We start from the raw sequence: 24898 nt of genomic DNA on the forward strand, positions 1-24898 counted from the left end.
CCTACTCCTCACTGTCCTGCACGTAGCCCTGCGCTCCCAACGCTTTCGCGTCAGCCAGCAGCTGGGCAGCTTTAGCCTCATCGCCCTGGGCTAGGTTGTGGGCAAACCAACGGTACTTGCGGGCTACTTCGCGGGCGTCCCCGTCCATGACAAACTCACCAAAGTCCAGCCAGATAGCTCGGTTGCAGAGATCCTCAATGGTCTGCGCAGCGTGGCTCACCAGGAACACCGTGCCAGCATCATCCAGCACCTCCTGCATCGCCTGGGCAGAACGCTCAGCATAGGCAGCATCGCCGGTTGAAAGCGCCTCATCAATCAGCATGATGCGGGGCTTAGCGGCCAGTGAGATAGCGAACCGCAGGCGGGCTCCCATACCGGAGGAATAGGTACGCATGGGGCGATCAATCGCCTCACCAATACCCGCAAGTTCAATGACCTTACGTTCAGCCTCCGCCAACTGGTGCTTTTTCAGCCCCATAGCCAGGCAACCCAGAGCAATATTCTGGCGGCCAGTCAGCTCCTGGTTAAGAGCTGCGCCCACGCCCACCAGCGAAGGCCGCGCAGACGCGTAAACAGTACCGGTGGTGGAGGATTCCAGACCGGCAATCACGCGCAACAGGGAGCTCTTACCCGAACCGTTGCGCCCCACCAGACCAATAAATTCGCCCTCATGGGCAGTGAAAGAAAGGGGCTGAACCGCATGAACTACCTTGCGCACGCGGCGCCCCCTCAAACCACGCTGAGTGTAAACGGGGTAGTCCACCGACACCTGGTTAACCAAAATGTTAGGTTGTTGGCTAAGCGGGTCAATACCGGGGTTACCTGGTGCCACCCGCGGAATAACCGTTCTCTTAGTTGAGCTCACGGCCAAAGACCTCCTCAGCACGCCAGAAAATGAAGAAACCTACTACAGCCGCGCCCACAGCCCAAGCGGCAGCAGTCAGCCAAGTTTCAAGGTTGCCAAAACTGCCCCTCATGAGCACTTCACGATAGAGGTCAATAAAAATGTAGAAAGGGTTAGCCTGAATAATCTGGGTGACCAGTGGGTGCTCAACAAAACGCTCAATAGGAAAGATAACCCCAGAAGCATAGAGCAGAACGCGGGTCACAAAGCTCAGGAGCTGCTGAATATCAGGCACCACATACGCATACCGAGCAATCACTAGTGCCAAGCCCGTTAAGAACAGAGCATTCAAAGCGAAAACCGGCACAAAAGCCAGCCAGGAGACTGTGGGGAACACGTGCGGCGGTAACACAGCTATACCCACTAGCATGACGGCCACAATGGCGCCCATCTGCATAGTCTGCCGCGCCATCATCGAAATCGGCAGCGCCATACGCGGGAAAGAGAAGGCTCGCATCATGGGCTTACCCTGAATCATGACCGACGCCGCGCCGTTGAGAACCCCAGACATATACTGGAACATCAAAATACCGATGATCAGATAGGCAAGGAAGTTATCCATGCCCCGAGATACTTGCAGCACCAGCCCAAACAAAACTCCGTAGAAAGCAATGTCAAGAACCGGCTTAGCCAAGAGCCAGAGAGAGCCTAGTCGGTGGTTACTGTTCTGGGTGCGCACCTTGGTATGTGAATCAAACCAGATGTATTGGCGGCGGTCCCACACGTTTTTGAGGTAACGCCAGGCACCCACGCGCACCCCCACCGGTGCAAGGCGTCCCGAATGCACGTGGGGCACCACGTCAGTGAGTTCGCCGCTGACCCCTTCACGGGCATAATAAATTTTTTCAGCCATAGTTGCTCAGGGTCTTTCGGTACAGGGCTAAGAGAGTTTCGGCGTTGTGTGACCACAGGCGGGTGCGGGCAAAACGGCGGCCCTGCGCCACCGCCTCAGCACAAGCCTCTGGGTCAGCCAGAAATTCAGTGAGAGCCCGCGCCATATCTTCAGGGTTTCCAGTTTCAAACAGTTTACCTGCCCCCGGTGCCACAGCGTTATGTACTAACTCAGCTAGGGGTGGGATATCGCTCATCACCACAGGGCGCCCCACTGCCATTGCCTCGATAGGCTTAAGAGGGGTGACCGAACGGCACACCCGGTCATTCGTGCGTGGAACGGCAAAAACATCCAAGCTCTGATGGGCAAGGAGGGCATCTTCTGGTGACAACCTGCCGGTAAAGACCGTTGCTTTACCCAAGTTGAGCTCCGCAGCCAGACGCTCTAGGGAGGCTCTAGCCGTGCCATCCCCCGCAATCAGCACTCGGATGTCCGCCCCCGCTGCCCGCAACAGAGCAACTGCACGCAGCAGGGTATCAAGCCCCTCATAGTGCACCACAGATGTGACGCTACCTACCCACTGCCCCTTGGCGTCCAGCCCTAGCTGCTGCCGTGCCTGCTGAGAAGCAAGGTTCTGCTCAAAGAGCTGTTCAGATACCGCGTTAGGAGCCAGCGCAATCTTTTCTGCCGGCACACCGCGTTCAACCAAAAGATCTTTCATAGTCTGAGACAGGGTCACCACGGCATCGGCTTCCATGCAAAACTGTGTTTCTCTGGCTCTTAGGAGCGAGAAGCGCTCACTGGCTTCTGCCTGCTGGCGGGCGGCCTCAGTTTTCTTGCCCGACACCCAGGTTTCCTCCATTACCCCGCGCACCTCGTACACCCAAGGCACCCCTAAGCTACGCGCCACCGCCTGCGCCACCAGGGCGTTCTGGTAGTTAGTGGTAGTGTGCACCAGGTCAATCTGCTGACCCTCAACCTCTCTAAGAATTGCAGCAACGCTCTGCTGCAAGCGCTGGGGCAAGGTGGCTCCCAGGCGCCAGGGCAAAAGGCGGCGGTAGATAATCTTATCTACCTGGGTTGTTCCCTTTGCCAGCAGACCACCCACCATCACCGGGTAGCCCACCCTGGTGACCGCAGTAATTTTCACCCCGGCATCTACCAGCGCACTCAGTAATCGGTGCGAGCGCAGTGTGTACCCTGATTGGGTGGCGGGCAGTGAGTTAGTTAGCAAATGTAATACCGCTAACTCGTCTGTGTTGGACGCCGGTGAGGGCACCTTCGGTGCTGATGAAGTGAGAGAGAAGGTGCGGTTAAGGGCAGTGGCTTCACCGCATAAACGCCGGGCGTAGGCTCTAGTGCCGGGGCTCTGTTGCGCGGTGGCTATCGCCTGGCTGACAGCCCCGGCGTCCCAGGCGGCGCGTGCACGCACGGTGGCTGGTAGAGATGCATCCTGGTAATCAATGAGCCCGTAGCCTACTGCCACTTCAGCGGCTATACGACGTTGGAGGGAGCCAAGAAAATTCTGGTCCGGTTCTCCCAGCAGGCGCACAGCAGTTTCTGGTAGTTGCGCCGCGCCCATAATCTGTTGCCCCAGCGCCCTGGTTCCGGCGCCAGGTAGCCGGCTGAGCACCCGGCCAGCCATTGTGCCTGCCCGGTGCGGTAGTTTACGGGTGACCTGTAGAGCAAGGAGGGCAGGGTCATCAATAGCATGACGGGCCGCGACCTGGGCAACCAGCACAAGGTTACGAGCCAGACCCGCTGCCCGCCCCACTTTTTTCTGTATCTCAGGCATGCTTGGCCCTCCCCTGCCGCCCACGGTCTACTGCGCGCTCCAGCTTGGCAAGGTAGCGGCGTGAAAGTGCAGTGTAATTGTATTTTTCATGGAGTAAGGAACGACCTGTCGTATCCACAACTAACTCGTCCCTATTGTGAATCAGATTTTCTAAAGTATCAGCCAATGCACCGCAATCTTCTGGGGGCACCAAAGTGCTAACCCCCGAGTCATTCAAGATGTCAGCTGCTTCGCCGGCCACTAGACCGATGATTCTGCGTTGGAGAGAAAGCAACTCAAAGATTTTGGAGGGTACGGTGTGCCGGAAAGGTTTGGTGTCTTTCAGCGAGACAATTTCGACATCGGCCCACTGATAGGTTTTCTGTAAGTCAGCACGAGATACGGGGGGTTGAAAATCAACGTCCAGTGAGCGGCGGGCAGCCTCCGCTTGAAGTACCGGCAGGTCTGCTCCGCTGCCTACTATGCGAAGCTTCACCTGTTCTCTATATCCACGCTGGTACAGCTCGTCGACAGCGTTAAGCAGTACGCTCAGACCCTGGCTGCGCCCCACGGTGCCCAGGTACTGAACCCGCAAGATGCCATCGCCGCGGTCGGTGTGCTCAAGCTCCATAAAGCTCGCTGTTTCAGCGCCGTTAGAGATCACTTCAACGTGCTTGATGCCTCGCTCTCTCAAGGTGGTGGCAAAGCCTTCGGTGGTGGTAATACAGGTAGCAGCCTGTTTCTGCAGTGCGGTGACGCTTATAAAAACTGCGGCTTTTAGCAGGTGCCGAGGCAAAGACTGGCGCGCTACCTGGGTGCTCATGTCACCGGTCACTACATCGGGCCAGGCATCTCTAAACTCCGCTACCAATGGGCGGTCGATTACCCTGCTAGCGGCGCTACCTGCCAGTAAGGACGGCAGACCCGGCACGGTTGCCACAATGACGTCCGGGCGCCACCCGCCAATCGCGGCTGACAGCGTCCATGCCAAGGAACAGGTAGCAACTACTAGCTGATCGAGCAACCGCACAGTCCCCGAAAAACCATGTGCCAGGTAGGGGGTGCGCACCACGGTCTCTCCTAGAGCACCGGGGGCGGGTTTGAAAAAACTGTACTGGCCGCGCCACTGGGCGGCAGCTTGCCTGTCTGGGTAATGCGGGGGAGGGCACACCACGCGCACCTCATGACCGGCGGATGTCCAATGCTTCACAAAAGCGGACCAGCGGCGCTGAGGTGCCCCTATTTCGGGTTCATAATAGTGCGTAAGAAGGAGTATTTTCATGGTGCGGTGTGCTGAGGTGTGGGCTGTTTGGCTTAGTCACCCATCTTTAAAGCCTACTAGCCAACGCCCTTGTCACCTAACATTCCTGCCCTCACCTTTTAACGCAAATACCCCCGGGTCACCTAGAGGCTGGAATTATAACCGGTGGTCCCAGGGGGTATCTTCTAAAAATAGACCAGCTAGGAGCCCATGTAAGCTCGCTGCTTAAGCCACTGACCGTAGACCTGCATCTGACGAATGTAGGCACTACTGGGGCGTAGCCACATCAAGACGAGAGGAGCAATCGCGAGGAGTGATGCGAGCAGGCCCACCAGCATGGTCCAGTGGAAGAAGAGGAAGAAGGTGAAGACGCCCAACAGACCCAGCACCTTGAAAGCTGCGTAAACGGTCAGAACGATGCGTGCCCAGTTATGGCCCTTCACCAGGAAGATTGCCAGGATGATCAGAGCAGCGGAGAACAGTACGGTGCTACCGAGGGAAGTTACCAGTTCAAAGGTGCTGAGCTCCGTAGGTGCGTTAGCCAGTTCCGCTTCGAAGGTGGCTCTATCTTCTTCAGGGATAGCACTGCCGAACATGCCCAGAACGCCGTCCATCGAGGACTGCAAAAGCTCTTTCCAGTACACGAGGCCCAGCACGGTGCTCACAATATTGAGCAGCACAATGGCGTAAATGCTGTTCGCTGCCATTTTAATGGTGCCGGGGACAGCCGGCTTTTCCATGTGCTGAGGGAGCCCCTGGCCATAGACCTGTGCGTAGTTCTCGTAGGCACCCCCGCTGTGAGTGGACGAGTAGCTGGGCGGTTGCTGCTGGTTGGGGTAGGTGCCGTAATTGTTCTCGCTCATAGCTTTGCTTTCTCGATTAGCTGGTGGAGTGGGACATGTTCCTTTTAATCTAGCAGGAGAGAAGATGTTTGCACCTTGCCTCTTACCTTAGTTCGCTTCAAAAATGCCGCGAGAGCGATCTTTTTTGACGTCTGAGGCAGGGAAGATTCGCCCGCTCATAGAGATATACACGCCTGGTTCTAGAAGGTTGAGGGCAGTCACCGCCGCCCCCAGGTTGAAGGAGGCATCCGAGGTGCGCATCGCGGCAGGCTGCATGGCGCCGGTGAGCACCACGACCTTTTGCCCCAGCGCTGCATGGGCTTGAAGGTAACGTGCTGTTTCAGGCATAGTGTCGGTGCCGTGGGTAATGATAATACGGTCGTTGTGCACGGCGTCCAGTGCCTTGACCAGTTCTGCCCGGTCAGCATCGGTCATATCTAAGCTATCGAGTTTCAGGACGCTCTGGATTTCAAATGTGGTATCGGTACGCACAAAGCTGAGCAACTCCGGGGCGGCAGGCTCACCAATTTCTAGCTCGCCGGCAACGGAGTAGACCTTGTCGAAGGTCCCCCCGGTGGTCAACAAGGTAACGGTGGAGGCATTGTTGATGGTCATAATAATCCTCTTTTGTTCTCAGATTTTTTAGCGCTGGGATTTTATTCTAGGGCGTTAGTAGTGAGGTAGGGCTCTAGCTGATTTTTTGGGCTAGCTCCCCGGCTGCTCGGCGAATGCGGTCTAGTGTTCGCGCCTCATCCAAGGTGCCCGGGGTGGTGTAGACCCCGGTAGCACAGGTATCTGCACCCAGGTAGCTGAAGAGCGGACGCAGGGCGTAGTCCAGGGCGAGCATGTGGCGGTGGCTGCCACCCGTAGCAGCCATGAGCAGGGGTTTTCCCTTGATGTCATCTGGTTCCACTAGATCCCAGAAGAGCTTGAAGAGCCCGGAATAGCTCGCCTTAAAAATGGGGGTTACGGTGATAATCGCGTCAGCTGCGCGCAACTGCTCAAAGAGGGCTACCAGGGTGCCGGGGGCGTCCCCTTCCAGATAGTCAGCGATGTCATGGGTGTACTGCCCCAGGTGATGGGTGGAGTATTTGGTGGAGGTCCCCGCCGGTAGCGCATCCTTCACGCTCTGCTGCAGCTTCTCAGCGAGGAGTGCCGAGGCGGAGTGTCGTGCCGCCCCGGCTGTTACCACCACAATGTTAAGAGTTGTCATGGTTCTATTATGCGGCTCTAGCGGTACATGCGCTCAACCGCACTAGACCATCGCTGTGCAAAGAGTGCCCGCTTGAGCTTTTGCGTGGGAGTCATCAGTCTCGGGTCAGCGGCATGCACTTCAACCAGCTCAAATTTTTTCACCTGGCAAAGCGTAGCCTCACAGGTGAACTGCGGGGCTTGCGATCAGGGAGGTAGCATGGAGGCACGTACCCGAGAGAAAGTAGCATGATGACCACCTCGCTAGAAGCACTTACCCTTCGTTTCCCCATCGTGGGGGCACAGTGGCTAGCCGCTCACCTTGCGGCACCCAACCTGATTATTTTGGACGCTTCTGTGGGTGAGTTCTCTGGCGCTACCACGGGTGTTCCCGGCGCTCGCCGCTTTGATATTGACGGGCCTATGAGCGCAGATGATGGGGTGCACACGATGCTACCGGCGGACGTCTTTGAACAGCGGGTACGTGCACTGGGAGTTAACCGAGACTCAGCCATCGTAATCTACGACCGGCAGGGGCTCTTTTCTGCAGCCCGCGGCTGGTTCATGTTCGTGGCGATGGGCCACGATAACGTGGCAATTCTGGACGGCGGGCTACCGGCTTGGCTCGAAGCTGGCTTCAACGAGCTCCCGCTTAACCGCGGGCCTTTCACCACCGGCTCTTTTGTGGCTGAGGATCGGGAACTGTTTGTGGACGCCCTGACCACCAAAGCCCTCGCCCAGCACCAGAGTGCGCAGGTGATTGACGTGCGCAGCGCTGGCCGCTTTGCAGGGGTTGAGCCCGAACCCAGGGATGGTTTGCGGGCAGGGCACATCCCCGGTTCGGTTAATCTACCTTTCACATCTCTACTGGACGATCAGGGTGCATTTGTTGCCCCAGAGCAGCTGCGTCAGGCAGTAGACGCCGCTGCCGATGGCAGACAGACCCTGGTCTTTAGCTGCGGTTCAGGTGTTACTGCCTGCATTGGGGCACTTGCGGCTTATGTCTCTGGTTACACCGAAATCGCTGTTTATGACGGCTCCTGGGCGGAGTGGGGTGCAGCTGACCCGGCAGGCGTCCGCCCGGTCGAGCAAAAGCGCTAGATAGGCACAGTTACGCTGGTCGAAGAGTAGCAGAGCGTTCAAAGGAATAGACCGTGCCGTTAACGGTGACAAAACGCGCTGTAATGACTTTTAAGCTGATACATTTGTTGTTCACAGTTGTTGTGAAGTAAGGCAGGGCGCTGGGGAACCACAGCTTTTTGTCGGTGTCATATTGCCATGTTCCACTGAACGTAGTGGTGTAGGCAATATAGCCGTTTCTGACGGGGGCAGTGGAGTCATAGGCGAGGGTTGACCATTGACTGCTGGTCCTGTCTCTTTGAAAGGTAAGTTGACCAACGGTGTCGGAGATATACTGGGTCACTTTGGTTGCGCTAATGGTTGCTGAAGCTGGTGCGTTTGAAACCCATAGCCCGCGATCGGGATAATTACCTTGACCATTGATGGTGTAGGTCATTGACCACACACCGGACCGCCTATCTCGGGAGCAACTGATTGTATTTAACAGCCAACCATCGAGGGCGGGTTTGGAAGCTGCGTAGGCGGGTATAGTTGCTGTTGCTAGGACGGCGGGAGCGGCCCAAGCCGCCCCTTTGACGATGCTACGGCGGGGTTGTTGTGACATGTTATCCTCTGCGAGTGAGTGAGTGAGTGAGTGATCGATATAATTATCTTTTTAGCATCAAATTATACCACATCTACCCCCGGGGGCAACAGAGCAGTAGCGCAGTTTTCCTCCTCGCTATCACACGTATCCTCATCTTATTTCTCATAATCGCCTTTATTGAATGCATGCAAAGAACTATTTGCGGCACAGGCCTCATGCAACTTCTCGCGTAAAGATATTTCCACCAAAAAAGCCCCTCACCTGTTGTACCAAGTGAGGGGCTTTTGCTGTGCGCCCTGTGGGGCTCGAACCCACGACCCACGGATTAAAAGTCCGATGCTCTACCAACTGAGCTAAAGGCGCATCCACTGAGCAAAACTCAGCAGACACTACTATACACTCAACCTTTGCTGGGCACAAAAAAGGCTACCCTTGCACCCTCCGCGCCGATGTTGCAGTCGAGCTAAACTAAACGCTATGGAATCTCAGGCAAGGTATCACCGGCCGGTGAAGTTCTCCCCCGACCAATTCGACCATTACCCCGGTGGCACCAGCCCCGAGGAAACAACGCGCGCCGCACACACCTCTGCGCGGCTCATTCTTGACCGCGGACGCGCCAGCACAGACCCTTCTGTCACTAAACGCCTGGTGCGCTTCACTGACGAGTTCGGCCTCGAAACGGTTGCGCAGCTTTGGGCACAAGCAGCGCCTATCACCCTGCCTGGCTCCCTCTGGCGTATTTACGCCCTGCGCGGCGTCATCAGAAAGAACCCCGCACTCATCAGCCACTACTACCAACGGGGTATGCACTCCAACTACGCAGCCTACGTGCTCGCCGGCGTCGCCTCACCACCTAACGCAGAAGAAATCTGCACCACCGTGGACGCCATTCTTGCCGGGGCCTTCACCGGCGAGTTCGATATAGCGCTCGAACGGTTTGCGGCCTTCTGCCGAGTACTCTCCCTGGGCCAGGACGATGTTGCACTGGGCCTGCGCCACGGACAGCTTAAGATGCAGGCGGATGCCCCAGACGAAACCCTCCAGCGGTTCAGTCCCTCCGAAGAGGTTTGCTCTGAGGCTGCCACTCGTGCCACCCGGCTCAGAGCAGGAGCTAAGAGACTGTTAAACACAGCCATAGAGCTAGAAACTTCTGCCGCTAAGTGGCGAGCCAGCACCCTTGACTAGAGACGGAGAAAAACTTTTCACTAAAAGTTGACAGACGAGACGAAGAAGAGAAGGATTGTTAACAGATGCCAGGCTGATAATAGGTAGCCCCGGGCTCCAAATATTTAGCCGCTTCGAGCGGCCTGTCGCCGAGAGGCGCTCCCAGCCTGGCATCGCTAAACTTCATAAAATATCCGGGTTTCCAGCTCTAATATCAGCACTGAGTGGGAGCCCGGTTTTTTGTACCCTGAAGTGCCAGGGCACCCACCGAACCATCCGTTAACTTTGCGGCTGTACCATGTTAGATAATTCACCAACCATCGTTAACACACAGGAGACTGGCAGCCCATGCTTCAGCGCATGTTTCCCCAAGAAAACAGCTCCCTTAAAGCGCTTGCAGGCCTAGCAGATCAGGTGGCGGAATCAGCAGCTATTCTCTCTGAAATGGTTGGTTCCCCAGAAGAACGTTACCCAGAGCTCCTAGAACGCATGCTCAATCATGAGTCAACAACCGTAGACACACTCTTCACCACCATGACCGCAGTGCGCAGCTCCTTCTCTACCCCTATTCCGCGCGAAGATATCTATACCCTCGCTGTTGAGCTGAATAACGCCGTCGAGAAGTTAGCCTCGGCAGCTAACATCATGCACCTGTACACCATCGTCCGTTTCTCGCCCAAGGCCGCCACCTTACTTGACCTTATTCAGCGTCAGGCGGTACTCACCAGCGCCATCATCCCGCGTCTCAGCGAGCTGCAGAGTTTCGATGACTACTGGATTAACCTATTGCGGCTCACCAAGCAGGCGGTGCGCATCGCAGAGGAGTACGACGCCGACGCCCTGGGGCGCTATAAGCACACCCGCTACTTACAGACCACGGTCTTTATTCATAAACTGGTCGAAGCCTCCGAGGCAATGAAATCCGTTGCCACAGAAATTGGGCGTATCATCGTGCAGGAATCCTAGCGTGACCGCAACCCTCTTTGGCCTTTGCTGCCTTGCCCTCGTGGGTTTCACCTTTATCACCGGGTTTCACGACGCACCGAACGGGACGGCTATCCCGGTCAAAACCAGAGCTCTCACCCCCCGCATCGCTCTGCGCTCTAGCGCCTTTTTCAACGTTATGGGTTTCCTCATTGCAGGCATCCTTTTGATGCCGGTGACCACTCGTTGGCTCACCGTGCCCCATAACAATATCGGTCTCAGTATGGCGCTCATCAGCCTGCTGACCGTGTGCATCTGGGGCATGGTGACCTGGTGGTATCGTATGCCTTCTTCCTCAACCCATGCCCTGCTCGGCGGTCTAGCTGGAGTGGCCTGGGCCGCGCAGGCAGTAGGGCTGGGCAAGTTCAACCCCTTCAACGAACCACTCGTCCTTTTTGCGGTCATCCCCCTGGTGATCGCACCCCTCCTTCTTTTTGTGTTTTCCTGGGCGGCCGTCTTCCCCTTCTTCGGCCTGATACACCGCGTTTACCCCTCCACGGTCAACCAGGCATCCCGGAACATCCTCTCACTATCCAACTCCCTGATTTCCCTGGTGCACGGCATCCAGACAGGCCAGCGTGCAGTCATTATTTTTACTGTTATGCTGCTAAGTGCCGAGTACAGCATGCAGGGATCCACACAGATAATTGCAACTATCTTTCTCGCACTGATTTTAGGCCTGGGCACGGCATGTGGAAGCTCGCGCATCGGCTACACCTTCGCCCACCAAATGGTACGTATAGATCCCTTTCGCGGAGCGGTTGCACAAAGCTCCGCAGCCCTAGCCCTGGTGCTCCTGCAGTTCCTCTTAGGCACCCCCGTTTCGTCCTCTCACCTCACCGCTTCAGCGGCTCTAGGTTCTGGCGTCAACCAGCGCTTTGCCTCGGTGCGGCACAAAATCGTGCTGCGCATTATTCTCACCTGGATCATCACCATACCGGCAAGTTTTGGTATCTCAGCCATCCTCTTTTTGGCGTTCTCACCCCTGCTCTCTGTCTAGCCCACTGCTCCTTGGCTGAGCTGGACGCTCTGTGCCAAAGGGAATTTGCCAGCAGGGTTTATAAGAGTGCCCGCTCACACAAAAGGCACCGCCCGCTTACCGTGCTTTTCTCATCTCAGCTTGAGAAAGCAAGGCAGCGGGCGGTGTGCCTGCTACCCCTACGCCTGTTCTTTTCAGGGTGGGGAAACTATGGGGGTGAGCTGGCTCTTAGCCGAAGCGGCCTGAGACGTAGTCCTCGGTGGATTTCTCACTGGGGTTATTGAAAATCTCCTGGGTGGGAGCATATTCAATAAGCTTGCCGGGCTTACCGGTACCAGCAATGTTGAAGAAGGCGGTCTTGTCAGAAACGCGAGCAGCTTGCTGCATATTGTGGGTCACGATCACCACAGTGTATTCCTCTTTGAGCTCATTGATGAGATCTTCGACCGCCAGGGTTGAGATGGGGTCAAGAGCCGAGCAGGGCTCATCCATAAGAATCACGTCGGGCTTCACCGCGATGGAACGGGCGATGCACAGGCGCTGCTGCTGGCCACCGGAAAGACCTGAGCCTGGCTTATCTAGGCGGTCCTTAACTTCGTTCCAGAGATTAGCCCCACGCAGGGAGCTTTCGACCAGTTCGTCAGCATCAGTCTTGGAGATTTTGCGGTTGTTCAGCTTCACGCCCGCCAGTACGTTTTCACGGATGGACATGGTGGGGAAGGGATTGGGACGCTGGAAGACCATACCGATCTGCGAGCGCACCACTACCGGATCTACGCCCTTGCCGTAGAGGTCGTCGCCGTCTAGCAGCACCTTGCCCTCTACGCGGGCACCAGAGATAACCTCGTGCATGCGGTTCAGGGTGCGCAGGAAGGTGGATTTGCCGCAACCGGAGGGGCCGATGAAGGCGGTGACCGAGCGGGGCTCAATAGCTATGTTTACATCTTCCACGGCCAGGAAGTCGCCGTAGTATACGTTGAGGTTTTCGACGTCGATACGCTTTGACACTGTTGGTTTCCTTGTCTAAAAAGTCTGTGGGCGGCGCTGTTAGCGGCCGGTTTTTGGGGCGAAGATCTTGGCGATAGCGCGGGCAATGAGGTTGAGCACCATCACGATTAGAATCAGGATAAGAGCGGCAGCCCAGGCGCGGGTCTCAGAGACGGCGGCAGCGGTGGGGCTGGTGGGCGTCATGATCTGGTAGTAGATGTAGGTGGGCAGGGTTGCCATCCAGCCGCTAAAGGCGTTCCAGTTGATGGAGGTAACGAAGCCTGCGGTCACCAGAATGGGAGCAGTTTCACCGATGACGCGTGCGATGGCTAGGGTGACACCTGATGCGATACCCGAGATGGCGGTGGGGATAACCACCTTGGTGATGGTGCGCCACTTGCGCACGCCCAGGGCGTAGGACGCTTCGCGAAGCTCGTTGGGTACGATGCGCAGCATTTCTTCTGCGTTACGGACCACAGTGGGAATCATGAGCACAGATAGAGCTACTGCGGCGACCAGGCCCATACGGTTCATGGGGTTACCCGTGACTAGGGCGAAGAAGGAGGCTGCGAATAGACCCGCCACGATGGAGGGAATGCCGGTCATGACGTCCACAAAGAAGGTAATCGCTTTTGCTAGCCATTTGCCCTCGCCATATTCCACTAAGTAGATGGCGGTCAGCAGGCCGATGGGCACCGAGATGAGGGTTGCCAGCAGGGTGATTTCCAGGGTGCCGATGATTGCGTGATAGATACCGCCGAGCACGTTGCCTTCGCCACTGGCTGCAGCATTATCGTGGACACCGGTGACGCCCTTCATGCTGGTCATCAGGAAGTTACCCGATAGACCGGGCACACCGCGAGCTAGCACTGTGTAGAGCACCGATACTAGGGGGATGAGGGCAATCAGGAAAGTTCCGTACACCAGGTAACGGGCTAGGGCATCGGAACCATTACGTCGGCCTTCAATGGCACCAACAATCAGGGGGCCGGCAACAATGAAGATGATGCCGGAGAAAAGGGCGAAGGTGGCAATCGAGAACCCTGTAAGAGCGGAGGCAGCCGCACCTAGTATCAGTGATACCGCGAGGATCGCCAGGGGAAGCCACTTAGGTGCTTGCCCGCTGGTCAGGCGTGAGGTGTGAGCAGGAGTAGCGGTCATTAGTTGGCTCCTGAGAATTCTTTGTAACGAGACACGATAAGGCGGGCTATCACGTTGACGATGAGGGTAATTACGAAGAGAACCAGGCCAGCGGCGATAAGCTCGCTCATACGCAGACCGTAAGCTTCGGGGAAATTGAGAGCAATTTCAGAAGCAAAGGTTTGGTTACCGCTGGTAATCAGTGAAGCGGTCAGAGGGCCTGATGCCAGCACCAGAGTTACCGCCATGGTCTCGCCTAGCGCACGGCCCAGAGCCAGCATCACGGCTGAGATAATACCGCCGCGGGCGAAGGGGAAGACCGTCATACGGATCATTTCCCAACGGGTGGCACCCAAACCTAGAGCTGCTTCTTCTTGCAGCTTAGGAGTCTGAATGAAAATTTCGCGGCACATGGAGGTGATAATGGGCAGGATCATAATGCCGAGAACAATGCCGGCGGTGAGAATGGTCTTGCCGGTCTGTGAGGCGGGGCCTTCAAAGATAGGCAGGAAGCCTAGGTAGGTGGCAAGCCAGTCATAGAAAGGCACAATTTTAGGGGCCAGGACGGAGGCGCCCCAGGCACCAAAAATGACGGAGGGGATGGCTGCCAGCAGGTCAATGACGTAACCGATACCTTTGGAAAGCCTGGCAGGGGCATAGTGAGAGATAAAAAGTGCCACACCAATGCCGATGGGTGTTGCCAGGAGAAGGGCTATTGTCGAGGCAATCAGGGTGCCGATAGTCAGCGGCAGGATGTATGTGAAAAAGCTACCGGAGGTCAGGTCTTCTGAATCTGCTGTGAAAACTGGTAGGGCCTGAGCTACCAGGAAGATAGCCACGGCAGCGAGCACCACCAGGATAAGGATGCCCGCGGCCAGAGAGATGCCGGAGAAAATTTTGTCGGCTGCCGGATTACCAACATCCGGTAGGTCTTTTGTCGGAGTGCGCTTATTGCCGGAAGGCTTAAGAGCGTCTGCTGAGATTGACATGGTGAGTGTTTCTGCCTTTGAACGTTAGGCAAGAGAAGGTGCGACCGGCCCAATGTGCCGGCCGCACCGCTTCCTTGCATCAGGATCTCTTACTGGGTTACTTCAATGGCGTCGATAGCGGTCTTGGCATCTGAGCTCAAGGTAGCGGTCAGAGGAGCTGAACCGGCAGCGTCTGCTGCTGCCTGCTGACCTTCGCTGCTGACGACGTAGCTTTCGTAGGCCTTCACCAGATCAACGTTGTCCTGGCTTAAGTAGCCGGAGCACACGATGTGGTAGGAAACCAGAACAACCGGGTAGGCGCTGGAGTCCTCGGGGGTGCGGTTGACCGTGATCGCCATGTCGTTCTCGTTCATACCGCCGGTGCGCTCTGAAAGCTCAACGGCCTTAGCTGCTGCATCTGCTGAAAGCTCAACGTAGTCATCGCCTACCTTGACGCTGACCTTGCCCAGGTCACCGATAGCTGAGGCGTCTGCATAAGTGATAGCACCCTCGGTGGATGAGGTGGTGGAGACAACGCCGCTGGTGCCCTTGTTGGATTCACCGGCGTACTGTGAAGGCCAGTTGCCATCTGCTTCAACATCCCAAGCGCCGTTGGAGGCAGCCTCAAGGTATTCGGTGAAGTTCTCGGTAGTACCCGAGTCATCTGAACGGTGAACCACGGTGATCTTGGTGTCAGGCAGGTCCACGCCATCGTTCTGAGAGGCAATAGCTTCATCATTCCAGGTGGTGATTTCACCCTTGAAAATCTTAGCGATGGTCTCAGCATCCAGGTTGAGTGAATCAATGCCGGGCAGGTTGAAGGCAACGGCTACCGGGGAAATGTAAACGGGGATGTTGATTGCACCTTCGGGGCCACAGACCTCCTTGGACTGCTCCCACTCTTCAGTCTTGAGTGCACGGTCTGAACCAGCGAACTGAGCGCCACCAGCCAGCAGAGCTTCACGGCCAGCGCCGGAGCCATCGGGTGAGTACTGCACCTGGCCACCGAGATCTGAGAACCCTGATTCCCAAGCGGTGATCGCTGCCTGCTGCGAGGAGGCGCCAACGCCGGTCAGCGGGGTGGAGGGCAAAGATGAGTCGCCAGAACCGCTGTTGGAGCCACCATCTGCGGTGCCGGTTGCGTTATCTGAACCACAAGCAGTCAGTGCGAGTGCGCCAACAAATGTGAGAGAACCCAAACGGGTAAGTGACTTAGCCTTCAAATGTATGTCCTTTTCATAGGTCCTGTATGCCCACCGGAGAGGTGGTGGACGGCGCAGGAAACCGTGGTCTAACTCATCTGACTTTAGGGAACCCAGGTATTAAAAGGGCTAGAAACAAGTGAACGAGCGGTGAACACTAGACGGCTGATTGATAAGAGAAATCCACCCGCAGCCCCGTCATGAGGAAGCTACCCCCCTCCGGGCCGGCCTCACTTACCTAACCCGGCTAAACTGGTAGATATGGGTTATGGGCAGAACGTGAAGAAAATACAAACCGGTGCACGCACACGCGTACGCGAAGGTGTCAGGCGTATGCAGGACGGTTTCTTCCAGTCTCTGCAAATCGTAGTCTCTGGCATCGGCGCCTACCTCTTTGCCGAGAAGGTGCTAGGTCACACAGAACCCATCTTCGCTGCCACCGCAGCTATCGTCTCCCTGGGCTACATCACCGGCGCAACCCATGCCCGCCGCATCCTCGAAGTTTCTTTAGGCGTGACCTTAGGTATCCTCATGGGCGACCTCATGATGCTGGTTCTGGGGCGCGGTATTTGGCAAGCCGGGGTGGTGATGTTCCTCTCCATCATGCTGGCACGCTTCCTCGATAACGGCATTCTTTTTACCATCCAGATGGGCCTGCAATCGGCTCTGGTAGTTTTACTACCACCCAATGCAGATGGTGTCTTCTCACGCAGTCTGGACGGTATCATCGGCGGCCTCTTTGCTTTCTTGCTCATGTTCCTCTTCCCCAAGGACCCCCGACGCACACCGCGAGAGAACGCCAGCACCCTCATGGAATCTTTCGCTAAGGTCTTTAGCGATGCCGCCCTTGCCATGGAACATTATGACGGCACGGAAGCCTGGCACGCGCTCTCTAGCGCCCGCCGCTTACAGCCCCTCTACAACGTCTGCGAGCGGGACATCATCACCTCAAAGGGTATGGCAAAACTTGCGTGGACGGGGCGTAACCACATGCAGGAGCTTGACCGCTACCAGCAGACCCTCACCAAGATTGACTACGCAATCCGCAATACCCGCGTACTTATCCGGCGCATGGCGTCCACCATCAACAACGTACACATCTCCTCTGAAGCTGCCCAGTCCCTGGCCGATGCCCTGCGTACCGTGAGCACCGCTATTGACGCTCTGGGGCGGGGAATGTCTCAGCCCGAAGCCGATGTGCGCCGAGCCAGCCGCGCAGAAGCACGCCGCGAGCTGTCCCTGCTCGCAAGCCGCCTGGAGCCCCACATCATGGGGGTTCGCTCCCTTGAAGCTGAGGCGCTGGTGCTGATGCTCCGCCCCCTGGTGGTTGACTTACTTGAAGCTTCGGGGCTGACCCACGACGAGGCGGCCGCCATGCTGGTGCCCCTGGACGACTCCATTACCGAGCATGCCCCCAAGACTAGCGCTATCCCCACCCAGCAGCCTGATCAGTCAGATAAGCACCGGGCTGATACCCGTCAACTGACTGCCGTTTTGCGCGCTAAAGATAAAAGCACAGCAACCTCAGAACTGCCCCAACAACAAATCAACCAAGCCTCAGCAGCTACGAGCAGAGCTGCTTATGCCGAGCGGGTAGAGAAACAACGACAGCTCAACACCGCCCAGCTGACCATCATCGAAGAGGAGTTCAGCTCCAAAAAAAGGTAGGTGTCTAGCTGCCTGCTCCGGGGAAAAGCAGGGCAAGAGCATCAGCTAGCGAAGCGACCTCACGTACTGAGACACCAGCAGGTACCTCACCCACCCCGGCAGGCGAGGCTGGCACGATCACGTGGGTGAAGCCTAACCTGCCCACCTCGGCAATGCGCTGGCGAATGCCGGGCACCGCCCGCACCTCACCGGCTAGACCTACCTCACCAAAAACGGCTAGCTTACGGGGCAGGGGTTTATCTTGAGCTGCTGAAGCAAGTGCGATCACGCAGGCAAGATCGGCGGAAGGCTCAGAAATTTTAGCGCCGCCCACCGTTGAGATATAGCAGTCCAGTTTGCCCACGTTGAAGCCTGCTCGCTTCTGCAACACTGCCAGCAACATAGAAATTCGCGCGCCGTCCAACCCACTGGTGGCACGGCGCGGCTGCGGAGTGGCGCTCTGATCCAGCAGTGCCTGCACCTCAGCTAGCAGGGGGCGGCGGCCCTCCATGGTCACGGTGACACATGTGCCCGCCACCGGGTGCGGGGTACGCGACACAAAAAGCCCAGACGGGTCCGTCACCGGGGCGATGCCGTCCTCATGCATATCAAAGCAACCCACCTCATCAGTGGGGCCAAAGCGGTTCTTAATGGCGCGCAGCATGCGGATCTGTGAGTGTTTATCACCCTCAAACTGGCAGACCACATCGACCAGGTGTTCCAAGAGGCGCGGGCCGGCGATAGTGCCCTCTTTGGTCACGTGACCCACCAATAGGGTGCACATATTGCGGCTCTTGGCCGCTGCAATAATGGACGCCGCGACCTCGCGCACCTGGGTGACACCGCCGGCGCTGCCCTCCACCTCGCTAGAAGCCAGAGTCTGCACGGAGTCCACCACCAGCAAGGAGGGGTTCACCTGCTCAATATGCGCTAGAGCTGTGCCCAAATCAGTTTCACTGGTCAAATAAAGGGTGTCAGCAACAGCACTGATACGGTCAGCCCTCAACTTCACCTGCGCCGCTGACTCTTCACCGGTCACATAAAGCACATTGTGGGGTTTAGCCGCTGCTCCTCCGGTAGCCCCTTGCCCACGGGCAAAAGTAGCCGCCACATCAAGCAGCAGGGTGGACTTACCGACGCCGGGCTCCCCCGCCATCAAAATCACCGCACCGGGCACCAGGCCACCGCCCAGCACACGGTCAAACTCCGGGTTGCAGGTACTCATATATTGCGCCACCCGCGAGTCCACCTCAGCAATGGGCCGAGCCGGGTTCTGCACGCTGGAAGCTACCGTGGTTTTAGCGGTAACGGCTCCCCCAACTTCTTCAACGGTGCCCCACTGCTGACACTCACCGCAGCGCCCCACCCACTTAGCGGTCGTCCACCCGCACTCGGTACAGCGAAAAGCGTTAGCGGAGCGGGAGCGAGAAGTCTTACGAGTAGCCATAAAACCAGCATAGAGCCGCGGGCTGACATTTTTAGCGGCGTCAGCTCACAGCGAGGCACACCGGCAGAAACCTACGTATAGAACACAGCTTTACATGAAGCGTTCTAGCAAGGAGCTTTCTGCCATGCGGGAAAGGGATTCGCGGATAACGCGGGCGCGCTGTTCGCCGATGCCCTCAACCGCACGGAGGTCATCCAGGCTGGCTGCCATCAGTGCTTGCAAGCCGTCGAAGTGGCAGACCAGGCGGTCGGCAACGGCACCGGGCATAGAGTGGATTCCGGCCAGTAGACGGTGCCCGTGGGGGTGCATGGGGGCTTCTAAGTGATCTTTGAAACCCACGGCCTGCGCGATGGCGTACAGGTCTACGATTTCTTTGTCGTCCAAGGCTTCAAGGGCTGCTATGGCACCGTGCAGGGTCTCAGCGGGGGTTTCTGCCGGCAGGTAGTCGCGCAAGACCACCCAGGAGGCGGGAAGGTCGTTGGCGATGAGTTCTTCAAGCTGTAGGGCTACTAGGCGGCCCACAGTGCCCAGTTCCACCACGTAGTGCCCGGCCTCAACGGAGATGCGTCGCACCATTTCCATGCGCTGGAGGGTGCTGACTACATCGCGCATGGTCACGCTAGCCTCTATCTCTAGGGACGAGAGGGATTGAAGCACCTGCTCCAGGCGTTCGGTGTAGCTATCCAGGGTACGAATTGCCTGGTTGGCTCGGCTCATCAGTGACTGTGTGTCTTCTACTGTGTAGCGGATGCCCTCGGCATAGACAGAGATGAGGGACATTGAGGCGCTGACCGCAATGACCGGGAAGCCGGTCTGCTTGGCTACACGTTCAGCGGTGCGGTGGCGGGTGCCAGATTCGTTGGTCTCAATACTGGGGTCAGGTAGAAGCTGAACGCCAGCCGCCAACAGGGTTGAGACGTCCTTATCGCAGACGATGGCGCCATCCATCTTGGCAAGCTCCCGCACGCGTGTAGCTGAAAAAGCGGTGTTAATAGCGAAGCCACCGGAGGACATCGCGGCAACCGTCTTGTCCGTGCCCAGCACAATCAGGGCGCCGGTGCGGCCACGCAGGATGCGCTCTAGCCCCTCGCGCAGCTCCGTCCCGGGAGCAATTTGGGCAAGGGTTTTCAGTAGAGAGTCACTATAAGCTGTCAGCACATGTTCAATGGTAGTCTACCCGGCAACTCCTCCCAGCCTACGATGCCCAGCAGCGCATATAAAAAGGGAGCGCCCCACAAGAGGGCACTCCCCATCTAAAGACTGCGTCGCCTTAGCCAGTAATGACGATGCGCACCGGCTGTGAGTTCACACCGTTAACGCTGGCAGTGGCCCAGTAATGCCCGGGCTGAACTTTAGCGCTAGTGCCGCAACCCAATACATTGAGTGAACGATCCCAGCTCAGCGAGGTGGTGTTGGTGGCGCCGGCTTCAACCTGAGCGTCCTCTGCGGGTGCAGCATGGCACTGGGCGTAGTTGAAGACCTGTGCGGGGCCAGAGGTAATGTTAATATCCACGTTAGCAACGCCGCCGGTGACCAGGCAGGGGTTATCCGAAGCGTTGGTGTAGACCACAGCAAGGGCAGGGTTCTGACCGGCAGCATAGCTGGTACGGTCAGCGGTAAGGCTTACCTGCAGGTCAGCCGGGGTGCAGGCAGCAACAACGGCGGGAGTTTCAGTGGGCTCAGGGGTAGCCTCTTCAGTAGGCTCCGCTGATTCAGTGGGTTCTGCCGACTCAGTGGGCTGCTGGGAGGCAGACTCAGTAGGCTCTGCACTCTCGGATTCATCAGAGCTAGCAGAGGGATCAGCACTCTCGCTATCTGATGGGCTGGCAGTTGCTGATTCGGTAGCGCGCTGGCTGAAATCGCTAAAAGCCTCGGCACTAGCTGAGGTTGACGAGGCAGCGGCCGTGGGCTCAGAGTCTCCACCTCGACCTACGAGCCAACTCACCAGGCTAATGCCCAGCAGAAGCACCAAGACTAGGACAAGAAGCGCAATGATGCGGCGGCGACGGTAAACCTCGGGCGAAGCTACGCCCCCATGTGAATCAACGTTTTCTGACATAAGACTAGAGTACCGGGTTTAGTACGGGTCAGAAAAATTTATGTACCGTATTAGCGGGTTTATGAGCAGGTGTTTTAGAGTGTTGAGGTGCCTTCTTCTCAGACTCCTGCCCTCCCCTCAGCCCGCGATATAGATTTGCTGCACGACCGTATTAACCAGTGGTACCTGCAGCATGCCCGTAACCTGCCCTGGCGCACCGGAGCTAACACCCCCTGGGAGGTGATGGTGAGCGAATTTATGCTGCAGCAAACCCCCGTCAAGCGGGTGCTGCCGGTCTGGGAAACCTGGCTGGAGCGCTGGCCTACGCCCGCTGACCTAGCGGCTGAGGAGCCGGGTGAAGCAGTGCGCGCCTGGGGCAGGCTAGGTTACCCCCGCCGCGCTCAGCGTCTGCATGCTGCTGCGGTTGCCGTCCTGGAGCGTCACGGCGGCAAGGTACCCGCCAGCTACGAAGAGTTACTGGCTCTGCCAGGGGTAGGCAGCTACACCGCCGCCGCTATCTCAGTTTTTGCTTTTGGACGCCGGGCCACGGTGATTGATACCAATATTCGGCGGGTGCACGCCCGGCTTATCTCAGGCAAGGCACTGCCGTCCAAGGCTCTCACCGCCGCTGAAACCCGGCTGGCTGAAGCACTGATGCCAGAAGATCTCGCAGAATCAAACCTGTGGAACGTCTCGGTTATGGAGCTGGGCGCCCTCATCTGCACCGCCAAGTCTCCCTCGTGTGAGCAGTGTCCGGTGCTTGACCGCTGTGCCTGGGTGGCCGCAGGTAAACCCGAAGCTGACTACCAACCCAAAGGTCAGGCATGGGCTGGCACTGACCGCCAATTGCGCGGTGCCATGCTGGCGGTGCTCCGTGCAGCTAGCGGCGGCGTTGACCGCAGTCTACTCACCACCGGCGGCAAACCTGATGTCGCCTACCCCGCGGAGTTAGCACCCGCCGTCCGCGCCCTCGCGGCACTCAACTCACCCTCGGAGCAAATTGACCGCTGCTATGCGGGGCTCCTGGCAGACGGGTTGGCACAAGAAAAAGCCGGGCAAGTTTCGCTCTAACCTACCCCTGCACGTCCTGTGAACTATAGTCCTAGCGGTACTGTGGATGGCATCTAGACTTATGTGGCCCAGGTCAGAGCGAGAACTGCCGTGTTTAGAGATCAATAATCATGCGGGTATTACCCAGGGTATTGGGCTTAACCCGCGCAAGATCTAGGAACTCGGCGACACCCTCGTCTCGGGAGCGAAGGAGCTCCATATAGGTTTCAGGGTCTAGCTGCTCCTGATTTTCCATGGTTCTAAAACCCTGGCGCCTGAAGAAGTCCACCTCAAAGGTCAAGCAGAAGACGCTGCTCACCATGAGCTTACGCGCCCGATCCAAGAGGGCGGCCACTAACTGGTGGCCCACTCCTAGCCCGCGGGCATCCGGTGCTGCAGCCAAAGTTCTAATCTCTGCGATGTTCTCCCACATCACGTGCAACGCCCCGCAACCCACCAATTCCGGCCCGGTGCCGCGGTCTACTTCTGCCACTAAGAACTCCTGGATGGCTTCAAAGTAGGTCACCGCTTCCTTGTCCAGCAGTATCCCTTCGAGCGCAAGGGGTCGCACTAACTCTTGAATAGCGGGGACGTCCTTTACGGTTGCGGCACGAACAAGCAGTTGGGTCATAGTCACAGTCTAGAGCAGAGATAATAAATCAGCCCCGCGGCCTAAGCCGCGGGGCTGATTTACATCATTACACACACATACACACAAGAATCTTCTTGTCCCTTTGAGCCATACACACTAAAACTCTCCAGGGGCTCTCTCGAACCGTATGACTTAAGTATGGCGCACTACCCTTGGGCTGTCGTTTAAAGAAGCTGGGCACTACCTGAGAGGTTGGTTAAGGTTTGATATCTTTCTTGGAGATGAAGCCCTGAATAGACTCTTCTCAGAGTCACTAATCAGCCAAGAAAGCTTCCCGAAAGCACTCAAAACGCTCCCTATACTCGGTCTCAGAGACCTTACCACTTAAAAGCCCCCTATTTTCTGCGGCCCTGAGAAATTCTGATGCTTTACCTTTGTCGTTTAGCACGTCCAGGCAACGACCTAGAGAGGCCCCTTTAAAATCTTCTTTTAACTGACCAGCAAGAAGACCTACTGAAGCTTTTTGGGTATCGTAGTCCCACTTTTCAAGGCAGTATTGGCCTTACTCTGAATCAAAAATTATTTCCTCCACTATCCTCACGCCGGCTTCTAGCAGTTTATGGAAATCTTCAGCATCTTTATCGAAATACATCTCGTGCCGAGTGTCCCATGCAATGATTTTTAACCCAAGCATGCAGTGGAGAGGTGGAATTTTAACGACAGCATCTGAGTCTAGCTCCCATAGCTCAGCTACCCGAAAAGACTCTAGGTGCCCGGTAACGTCCCAGCTCCTTTCACCAACCTTAAAAATCCCGTTTGGAGCAAGCTCACCCGAAGGGAAGAATATCGACGTCAATACCTCCCTCCATAACTCTGCACAGTACTGACTTATCCTGTGAGGAGCTTTGACCAGGGCCTACACCACTCTGCTTACCAATGCGCTCAAGCCGCTGAAGGAAGTCTCCTCGCGCAGCAGCCGCAACGCTGAAGTCGATATCCTGAGTGCTACGATAAGCACCTAGCTTAGCTTTCAGAAGGTAGTAGTCACGCACATAAGCCCCAATAAGCATGTGACTACCCTGCCCTAATACCTCATCTAATTTCTTAACACGCGGAGCAAGGTACGCGAAGACCTCCGCAGGAGGGTGCTCCTTAAAGTTCTTAAATTGATTAGCCATACGCGCCCATCCAATTCTGCGCAATTTCTATTTGCCTGGAATCTCCAGTCGCTAACGAATCAGCGTAAATAAGGAGGTCGGGTACTACACCATCTGGGGTCAAAACATGAGGCTCCCAGAAAATCTCACTTAACTCGGTATTTCCTTCTTCCGCGGTCTTCAACCGGTAGGCGGTAGTAATTTCTTTCCAAGGCGGTTGACCGTAAAACAGGGTAGTCATCGGTGCAATCATTCCGGTCTTCAGAGCAAGAGCGTTTTCACCTCCCATAATTGCACCGGGAACCCTGCCTTCGCTCACCTCGATACGCCATTCTTGGGGGTTAAGCCCCTGCACCCAACGTGATTTCAGAGACGGTTTGAGGGTTGATATATAGTGCTCAATCCACCGCCGTTGCAGATGGCGCTGGTGCCTCATCTTTCGATAGCGCCCATCAATCGCTAAATATCCTTCAGATTCCAGGGCTTTAAAGACAGTTGAGACAGTTCCAGTTGAGGTATGCGCTGTGGTCGCAATTTTCGCGACCGTCCAGTTAAGAGAATCCGGCTCTACCAAAAGCACAAACAAGACCTTTAGGCCGCTAATTGAGAAGGCCCTCCCAATTTCGGCTAATTTATTGTGCGCTGGCGTGGTCTCACCACCACTCTTTAAAGCCTTAAGAACCTGCTGTTTACCTTCAATACGCAAGTAGATCCCCTTCGCCCTAATAAAGAGATTCCCTGCCATATCAATAAAATTCAGGCCTGACGAAGCCCAGCGAGCATGCTCCAGGTCAGAAAGTACCCTGTTGATAATGAATAGTGCGTAGGGGTTTTGCTTCTTTACTTCAAGGGCATCTTCATACGAAAGACCAGAAAAAGGCACCATCACTGTCTCTGTAGCCCCATCCAGTAAGAGGGTTAAGATTTCCCCGCCTCCGCCACGAGAATTCCCTACGGAAACATGCCCTATATTTAGGTTGCGTAAATATACTACGAAAGCACTGATATTAGCAATTTTCTTCACTCGGACCATGAGTTCATAATAACTGAAGATAGTTACTCAGCTGAACATT

At 56.5% G+C, this 24898-nt stretch carries 25 protein-coding genes and 1 tRNA gene; 6 read left to right on the plus strand and 20 right to left on the minus strand.

All coding sequences use genetic code 11. The features are described 5' to 3' along the window. Position 1 precedes the first annotated feature (1 nt). The 7 genes from VVR27_RS01625 to VVR27_RS01655 form a co-directional block, all read right to left on the minus strand. Positions 2–865 carry an ABC transporter ATP-binding protein gene (locus tag VVR27_RS01625; RefSeq protein ID WP_368546773.1) on the minus strand — a complete coding sequence of 288 codons (864 nt, stop codon included), beginning with the start codon at positions 863–865 and terminating at the stop codon, positions 2–4. Next, entirely contained in the window at positions 852–1757 is a 906-nt protein-coding gene (locus tag VVR27_RS01630; RefSeq protein WP_368546774.1) for an ABC transporter permease, read from the minus strand. The genes VVR27_RS01625 and VVR27_RS01630 overlap by 14 nt, the downstream gene beginning before the upstream one ends. Further along, positions 1750–3531, minus strand: coding sequence for a glycosyltransferase family 4 protein (locus VVR27_RS01635; RefSeq protein WP_368546775.1), 1782 nt, complete (start codon positions 3529–3531; stop codon positions 1750–1752). Before VVR27_RS01635 ends, VVR27_RS01630 begins: the two co-directional genes overlap by 8 nt. Next, on the minus strand, positions 3524–4792 hold the full coding sequence (locus VVR27_RS01640; RefSeq protein WP_368546776.1) for a glycosyltransferase family 4 protein: 1269 nt from the start codon (positions 4790–4792) through the stop codon (positions 3524–3526). Before VVR27_RS01640 ends, VVR27_RS01635 begins: the two co-directional genes overlap by 8 nt. 179 nt (positions 4793–4971) lie before the next feature. Then, entirely contained in the window at positions 4972–5634 is a 663-nt protein-coding gene (locus VVR27_RS01645; RefSeq protein ID WP_368546777.1) for a hypothetical protein, read from the minus strand. A gap of 87 nt (positions 5635–5721) precedes the next feature. Next, positions 5722–6228 carry an asparaginase domain-containing protein gene (locus VVR27_RS01650; protein WP_368546778.1) on the minus strand — a complete coding sequence of 169 codons (507 nt, stop codon included), beginning with the start codon at positions 6226–6228 and terminating at the stop codon, positions 5722–5724. Positions 6229–6301: 73 nt separating this feature from the next. Further along, complete coding sequence (locus tag VVR27_RS01655; RefSeq protein ID WP_346923717.1) at positions 6302–6826, minus strand: NAD(P)H-dependent oxidoreductase; 525 nt, start codon at positions 6824–6826, stop codon at positions 6302–6304. A gap of 227 nt (positions 6827–7053) precedes the next feature. On the opposite strand from VVR27_RS01655, the gene VVR27_RS01660 reads away from it, so the two are divergent. Beyond that, positions 7054–7905, plus strand: a complete 852-nt coding sequence (locus tag VVR27_RS01660) for a sulfurtransferase (protein WP_368546779.1) — start codon at positions 7054–7056, stop codon at positions 7903–7905. Positions 7906–7915: 10 nt separating this feature from the next. Here the strand turns inward: VVR27_RS01660 and VVR27_RS01665 are convergent, their stop codons facing one another. Both VVR27_RS01665 and VVR27_RS01670 read right to left on the minus strand, forming a co-directional pair. Further along, positions 7916–8320: a hypothetical protein gene (locus VVR27_RS01665; RefSeq protein WP_368546780.1), complete on the minus strand. Its 405-nt coding sequence runs from the start codon at positions 8318–8320 to the stop codon at positions 7916–7918. Between the two features lie 440 nt (positions 8321–8760). Continuing rightward, positions 8761–8833: transfer RNA gene (locus VVR27_RS01670), tRNA-Lys, on the minus strand. A 114-nt stretch (positions 8834–8947) separates the two neighbouring features. Here VVR27_RS01670 and VVR27_RS01675 point away from each other — a divergent pair. The 3 genes from VVR27_RS01675 to VVR27_RS01685 all read left to right on the plus strand — a co-directional run bounded on the left by VVR27_RS01675 (position 8948) and on the right by VVR27_RS01685 (position 11618). Then, positions 8948–9655: a hypothetical protein gene (locus VVR27_RS01675; RefSeq protein WP_368546781.1), complete on the plus strand. Its 708-nt coding sequence runs from the start codon at positions 8948–8950 to the stop codon at positions 9653–9655. Between the two features lie 327 nt (positions 9656–9982). Continuing rightward, the gene (locus tag VVR27_RS01680) at positions 9983–10600 is read left to right on the plus strand and encodes a DUF47 domain-containing protein (RefSeq protein ID WP_368546782.1); all 618 of its coding nucleotides are present in this window, start codon (positions 9983–9985) and stop codon (positions 10598–10600) included. Position 10601: 1 nt separating this feature from the next. Further along, positions 10602–11618: an inorganic phosphate transporter gene (locus VVR27_RS01685; RefSeq protein ID WP_346872574.1), complete on the plus strand. Its 1017-nt coding sequence runs from the start codon at positions 10602–10604 to the stop codon at positions 11616–11618. 207 nt (positions 11619–11825) lie between these two features. Here VVR27_RS01685 and pstB read toward each other — a convergent pair whose 3' ends face one another. The 4 genes from pstB to VVR27_RS01705 form a co-directional block, all read right to left on the minus strand. Beyond that, positions 11826–12605, minus strand: coding sequence for a phosphate ABC transporter ATP-binding protein PstB (gene pstB, locus VVR27_RS01690; RefSeq protein WP_368546783.1), 780 nt, complete (start codon positions 12603–12605; stop codon positions 11826–11828). A gap of 39 nt (positions 12606–12644) precedes the next feature. Continuing rightward, positions 12645–13745, minus strand: a complete 1101-nt coding sequence (pstA, locus tag VVR27_RS01695; RefSeq protein ID WP_368546784.1) for a phosphate ABC transporter permease PstA — start codon at positions 13743–13745, stop codon at positions 12645–12647. Continuing rightward, the gene (gene pstC, locus VVR27_RS01700) at positions 13745–14713 is read right to left on the minus strand and encodes a phosphate ABC transporter permease subunit PstC (protein WP_346872577.1); all 969 of its coding nucleotides are present in this window, start codon (positions 14711–14713) and stop codon (positions 13745–13747) included. Before pstC ends, pstA begins: the two co-directional genes overlap by 1 nt. Before the next feature lie 89 nt (positions 14714–14802). Further along, positions 14803–15915, minus strand: a complete 1113-nt coding sequence (locus tag VVR27_RS01705; protein ID WP_368546785.1) for a phosphate ABC transporter substrate-binding protein PstS — start codon at positions 15913–15915, stop codon at positions 14803–14805. 240 nt (positions 15916–16155) lie between these two features. On the opposite strand from VVR27_RS01705, the gene VVR27_RS01710 reads away from it, so the two are divergent. Continuing rightward, on the plus strand, positions 16156–17562 hold the full coding sequence (locus VVR27_RS01710; RefSeq protein WP_368546786.1) for an aromatic acid exporter family protein: 1407 nt from the start codon (positions 16156–16158) through the stop codon (positions 17560–17562). 4 nt (positions 17563–17566) lie between these two features. Here VVR27_RS01710 and radA read toward each other — a convergent pair whose 3' ends face one another. The 3 genes from radA to VVR27_RS01725 all read right to left on the minus strand — a co-directional run bounded on the left by radA (position 17567) and on the right by VVR27_RS01725 (position 21047). Next, entirely contained in the window at positions 17567–18988 is a 1422-nt protein-coding gene (gene radA, locus VVR27_RS01715; protein ID WP_368546787.1) for a DNA repair protein RadA, read from the minus strand. Between the two features lie 90 nt (positions 18989–19078). Beyond that, positions 19079–20146, minus strand: a complete 1068-nt coding sequence (gene disA, locus VVR27_RS01720; RefSeq protein ID WP_368546788.1) for a DNA integrity scanning diadenylate cyclase DisA — start codon at positions 20144–20146, stop codon at positions 19079–19081. A 112-nt stretch (positions 20147–20258) separates the two neighbouring features. Further along, entirely contained in the window at positions 20259–21047 is a 789-nt protein-coding gene (locus VVR27_RS01725; RefSeq protein WP_368546789.1) for a hypothetical protein, read from the minus strand. An 87-nt stretch (positions 21048–21134) separates the two neighbouring features. Here VVR27_RS01725 and VVR27_RS01730 point away from each other — a divergent pair, with 87 nt between their 5' ends. Next, entirely contained in the window at positions 21135–22097 is a 963-nt protein-coding gene (locus VVR27_RS01730) for an A/G-specific adenine glycosylase (RefSeq protein WP_368546790.1), read from the plus strand. Positions 22098–22191: 94 nt separating this feature from the next. Here the strand turns inward: VVR27_RS01730 and VVR27_RS01735 are convergent, their stop codons facing one another. The 4 genes from VVR27_RS01735 to VVR27_RS01750 all read right to left on the minus strand — a co-directional run bounded on the left by VVR27_RS01735 (position 22192) and on the right by VVR27_RS01750 (position 24849). Further along, the gene (locus VVR27_RS01735; RefSeq protein ID WP_368546791.1) at positions 22192–22707 is read right to left on the minus strand and encodes an amino-acid N-acetyltransferase; all 516 of its coding nucleotides are present in this window, start codon (positions 22705–22707) and stop codon (positions 22192–22194) included. A 523-nt stretch (positions 22708–23230) separates the two neighbouring features. After that, positions 23231–23524, minus strand: coding sequence for a hypothetical protein (locus VVR27_RS01740; protein ID WP_368546792.1), 294 nt, complete (start codon positions 23522–23524; stop codon positions 23231–23233). Then, the gene (locus VVR27_RS01745) at positions 23496–23738 is read right to left on the minus strand and encodes a hypothetical protein (RefSeq protein WP_368546793.1); all 243 of its coding nucleotides are present in this window, start codon (positions 23736–23738) and stop codon (positions 23496–23498) included. Before VVR27_RS01745 ends, VVR27_RS01740 begins: the two co-directional genes overlap by 29 nt. Positions 23739–23838: 100 nt before the next feature. After that, positions 23839–24849, minus strand: coding sequence for a type IV toxin-antitoxin system AbiEi family antitoxin (locus VVR27_RS01750; protein ID WP_368546794.1), 1011 nt, complete (start codon positions 24847–24849; stop codon positions 23839–23841). Positions 24850–24898: the final 49 nt, after the last annotated feature.

It is taken from the genome of Rothia sp. LK2492, assembly GCF_040946345.1.
Classification (GTDB): domain Bacteria; phylum Actinomycetota; class Actinomycetes; order Actinomycetales; family Micrococcaceae; genus Rothia; species Rothia endophytica.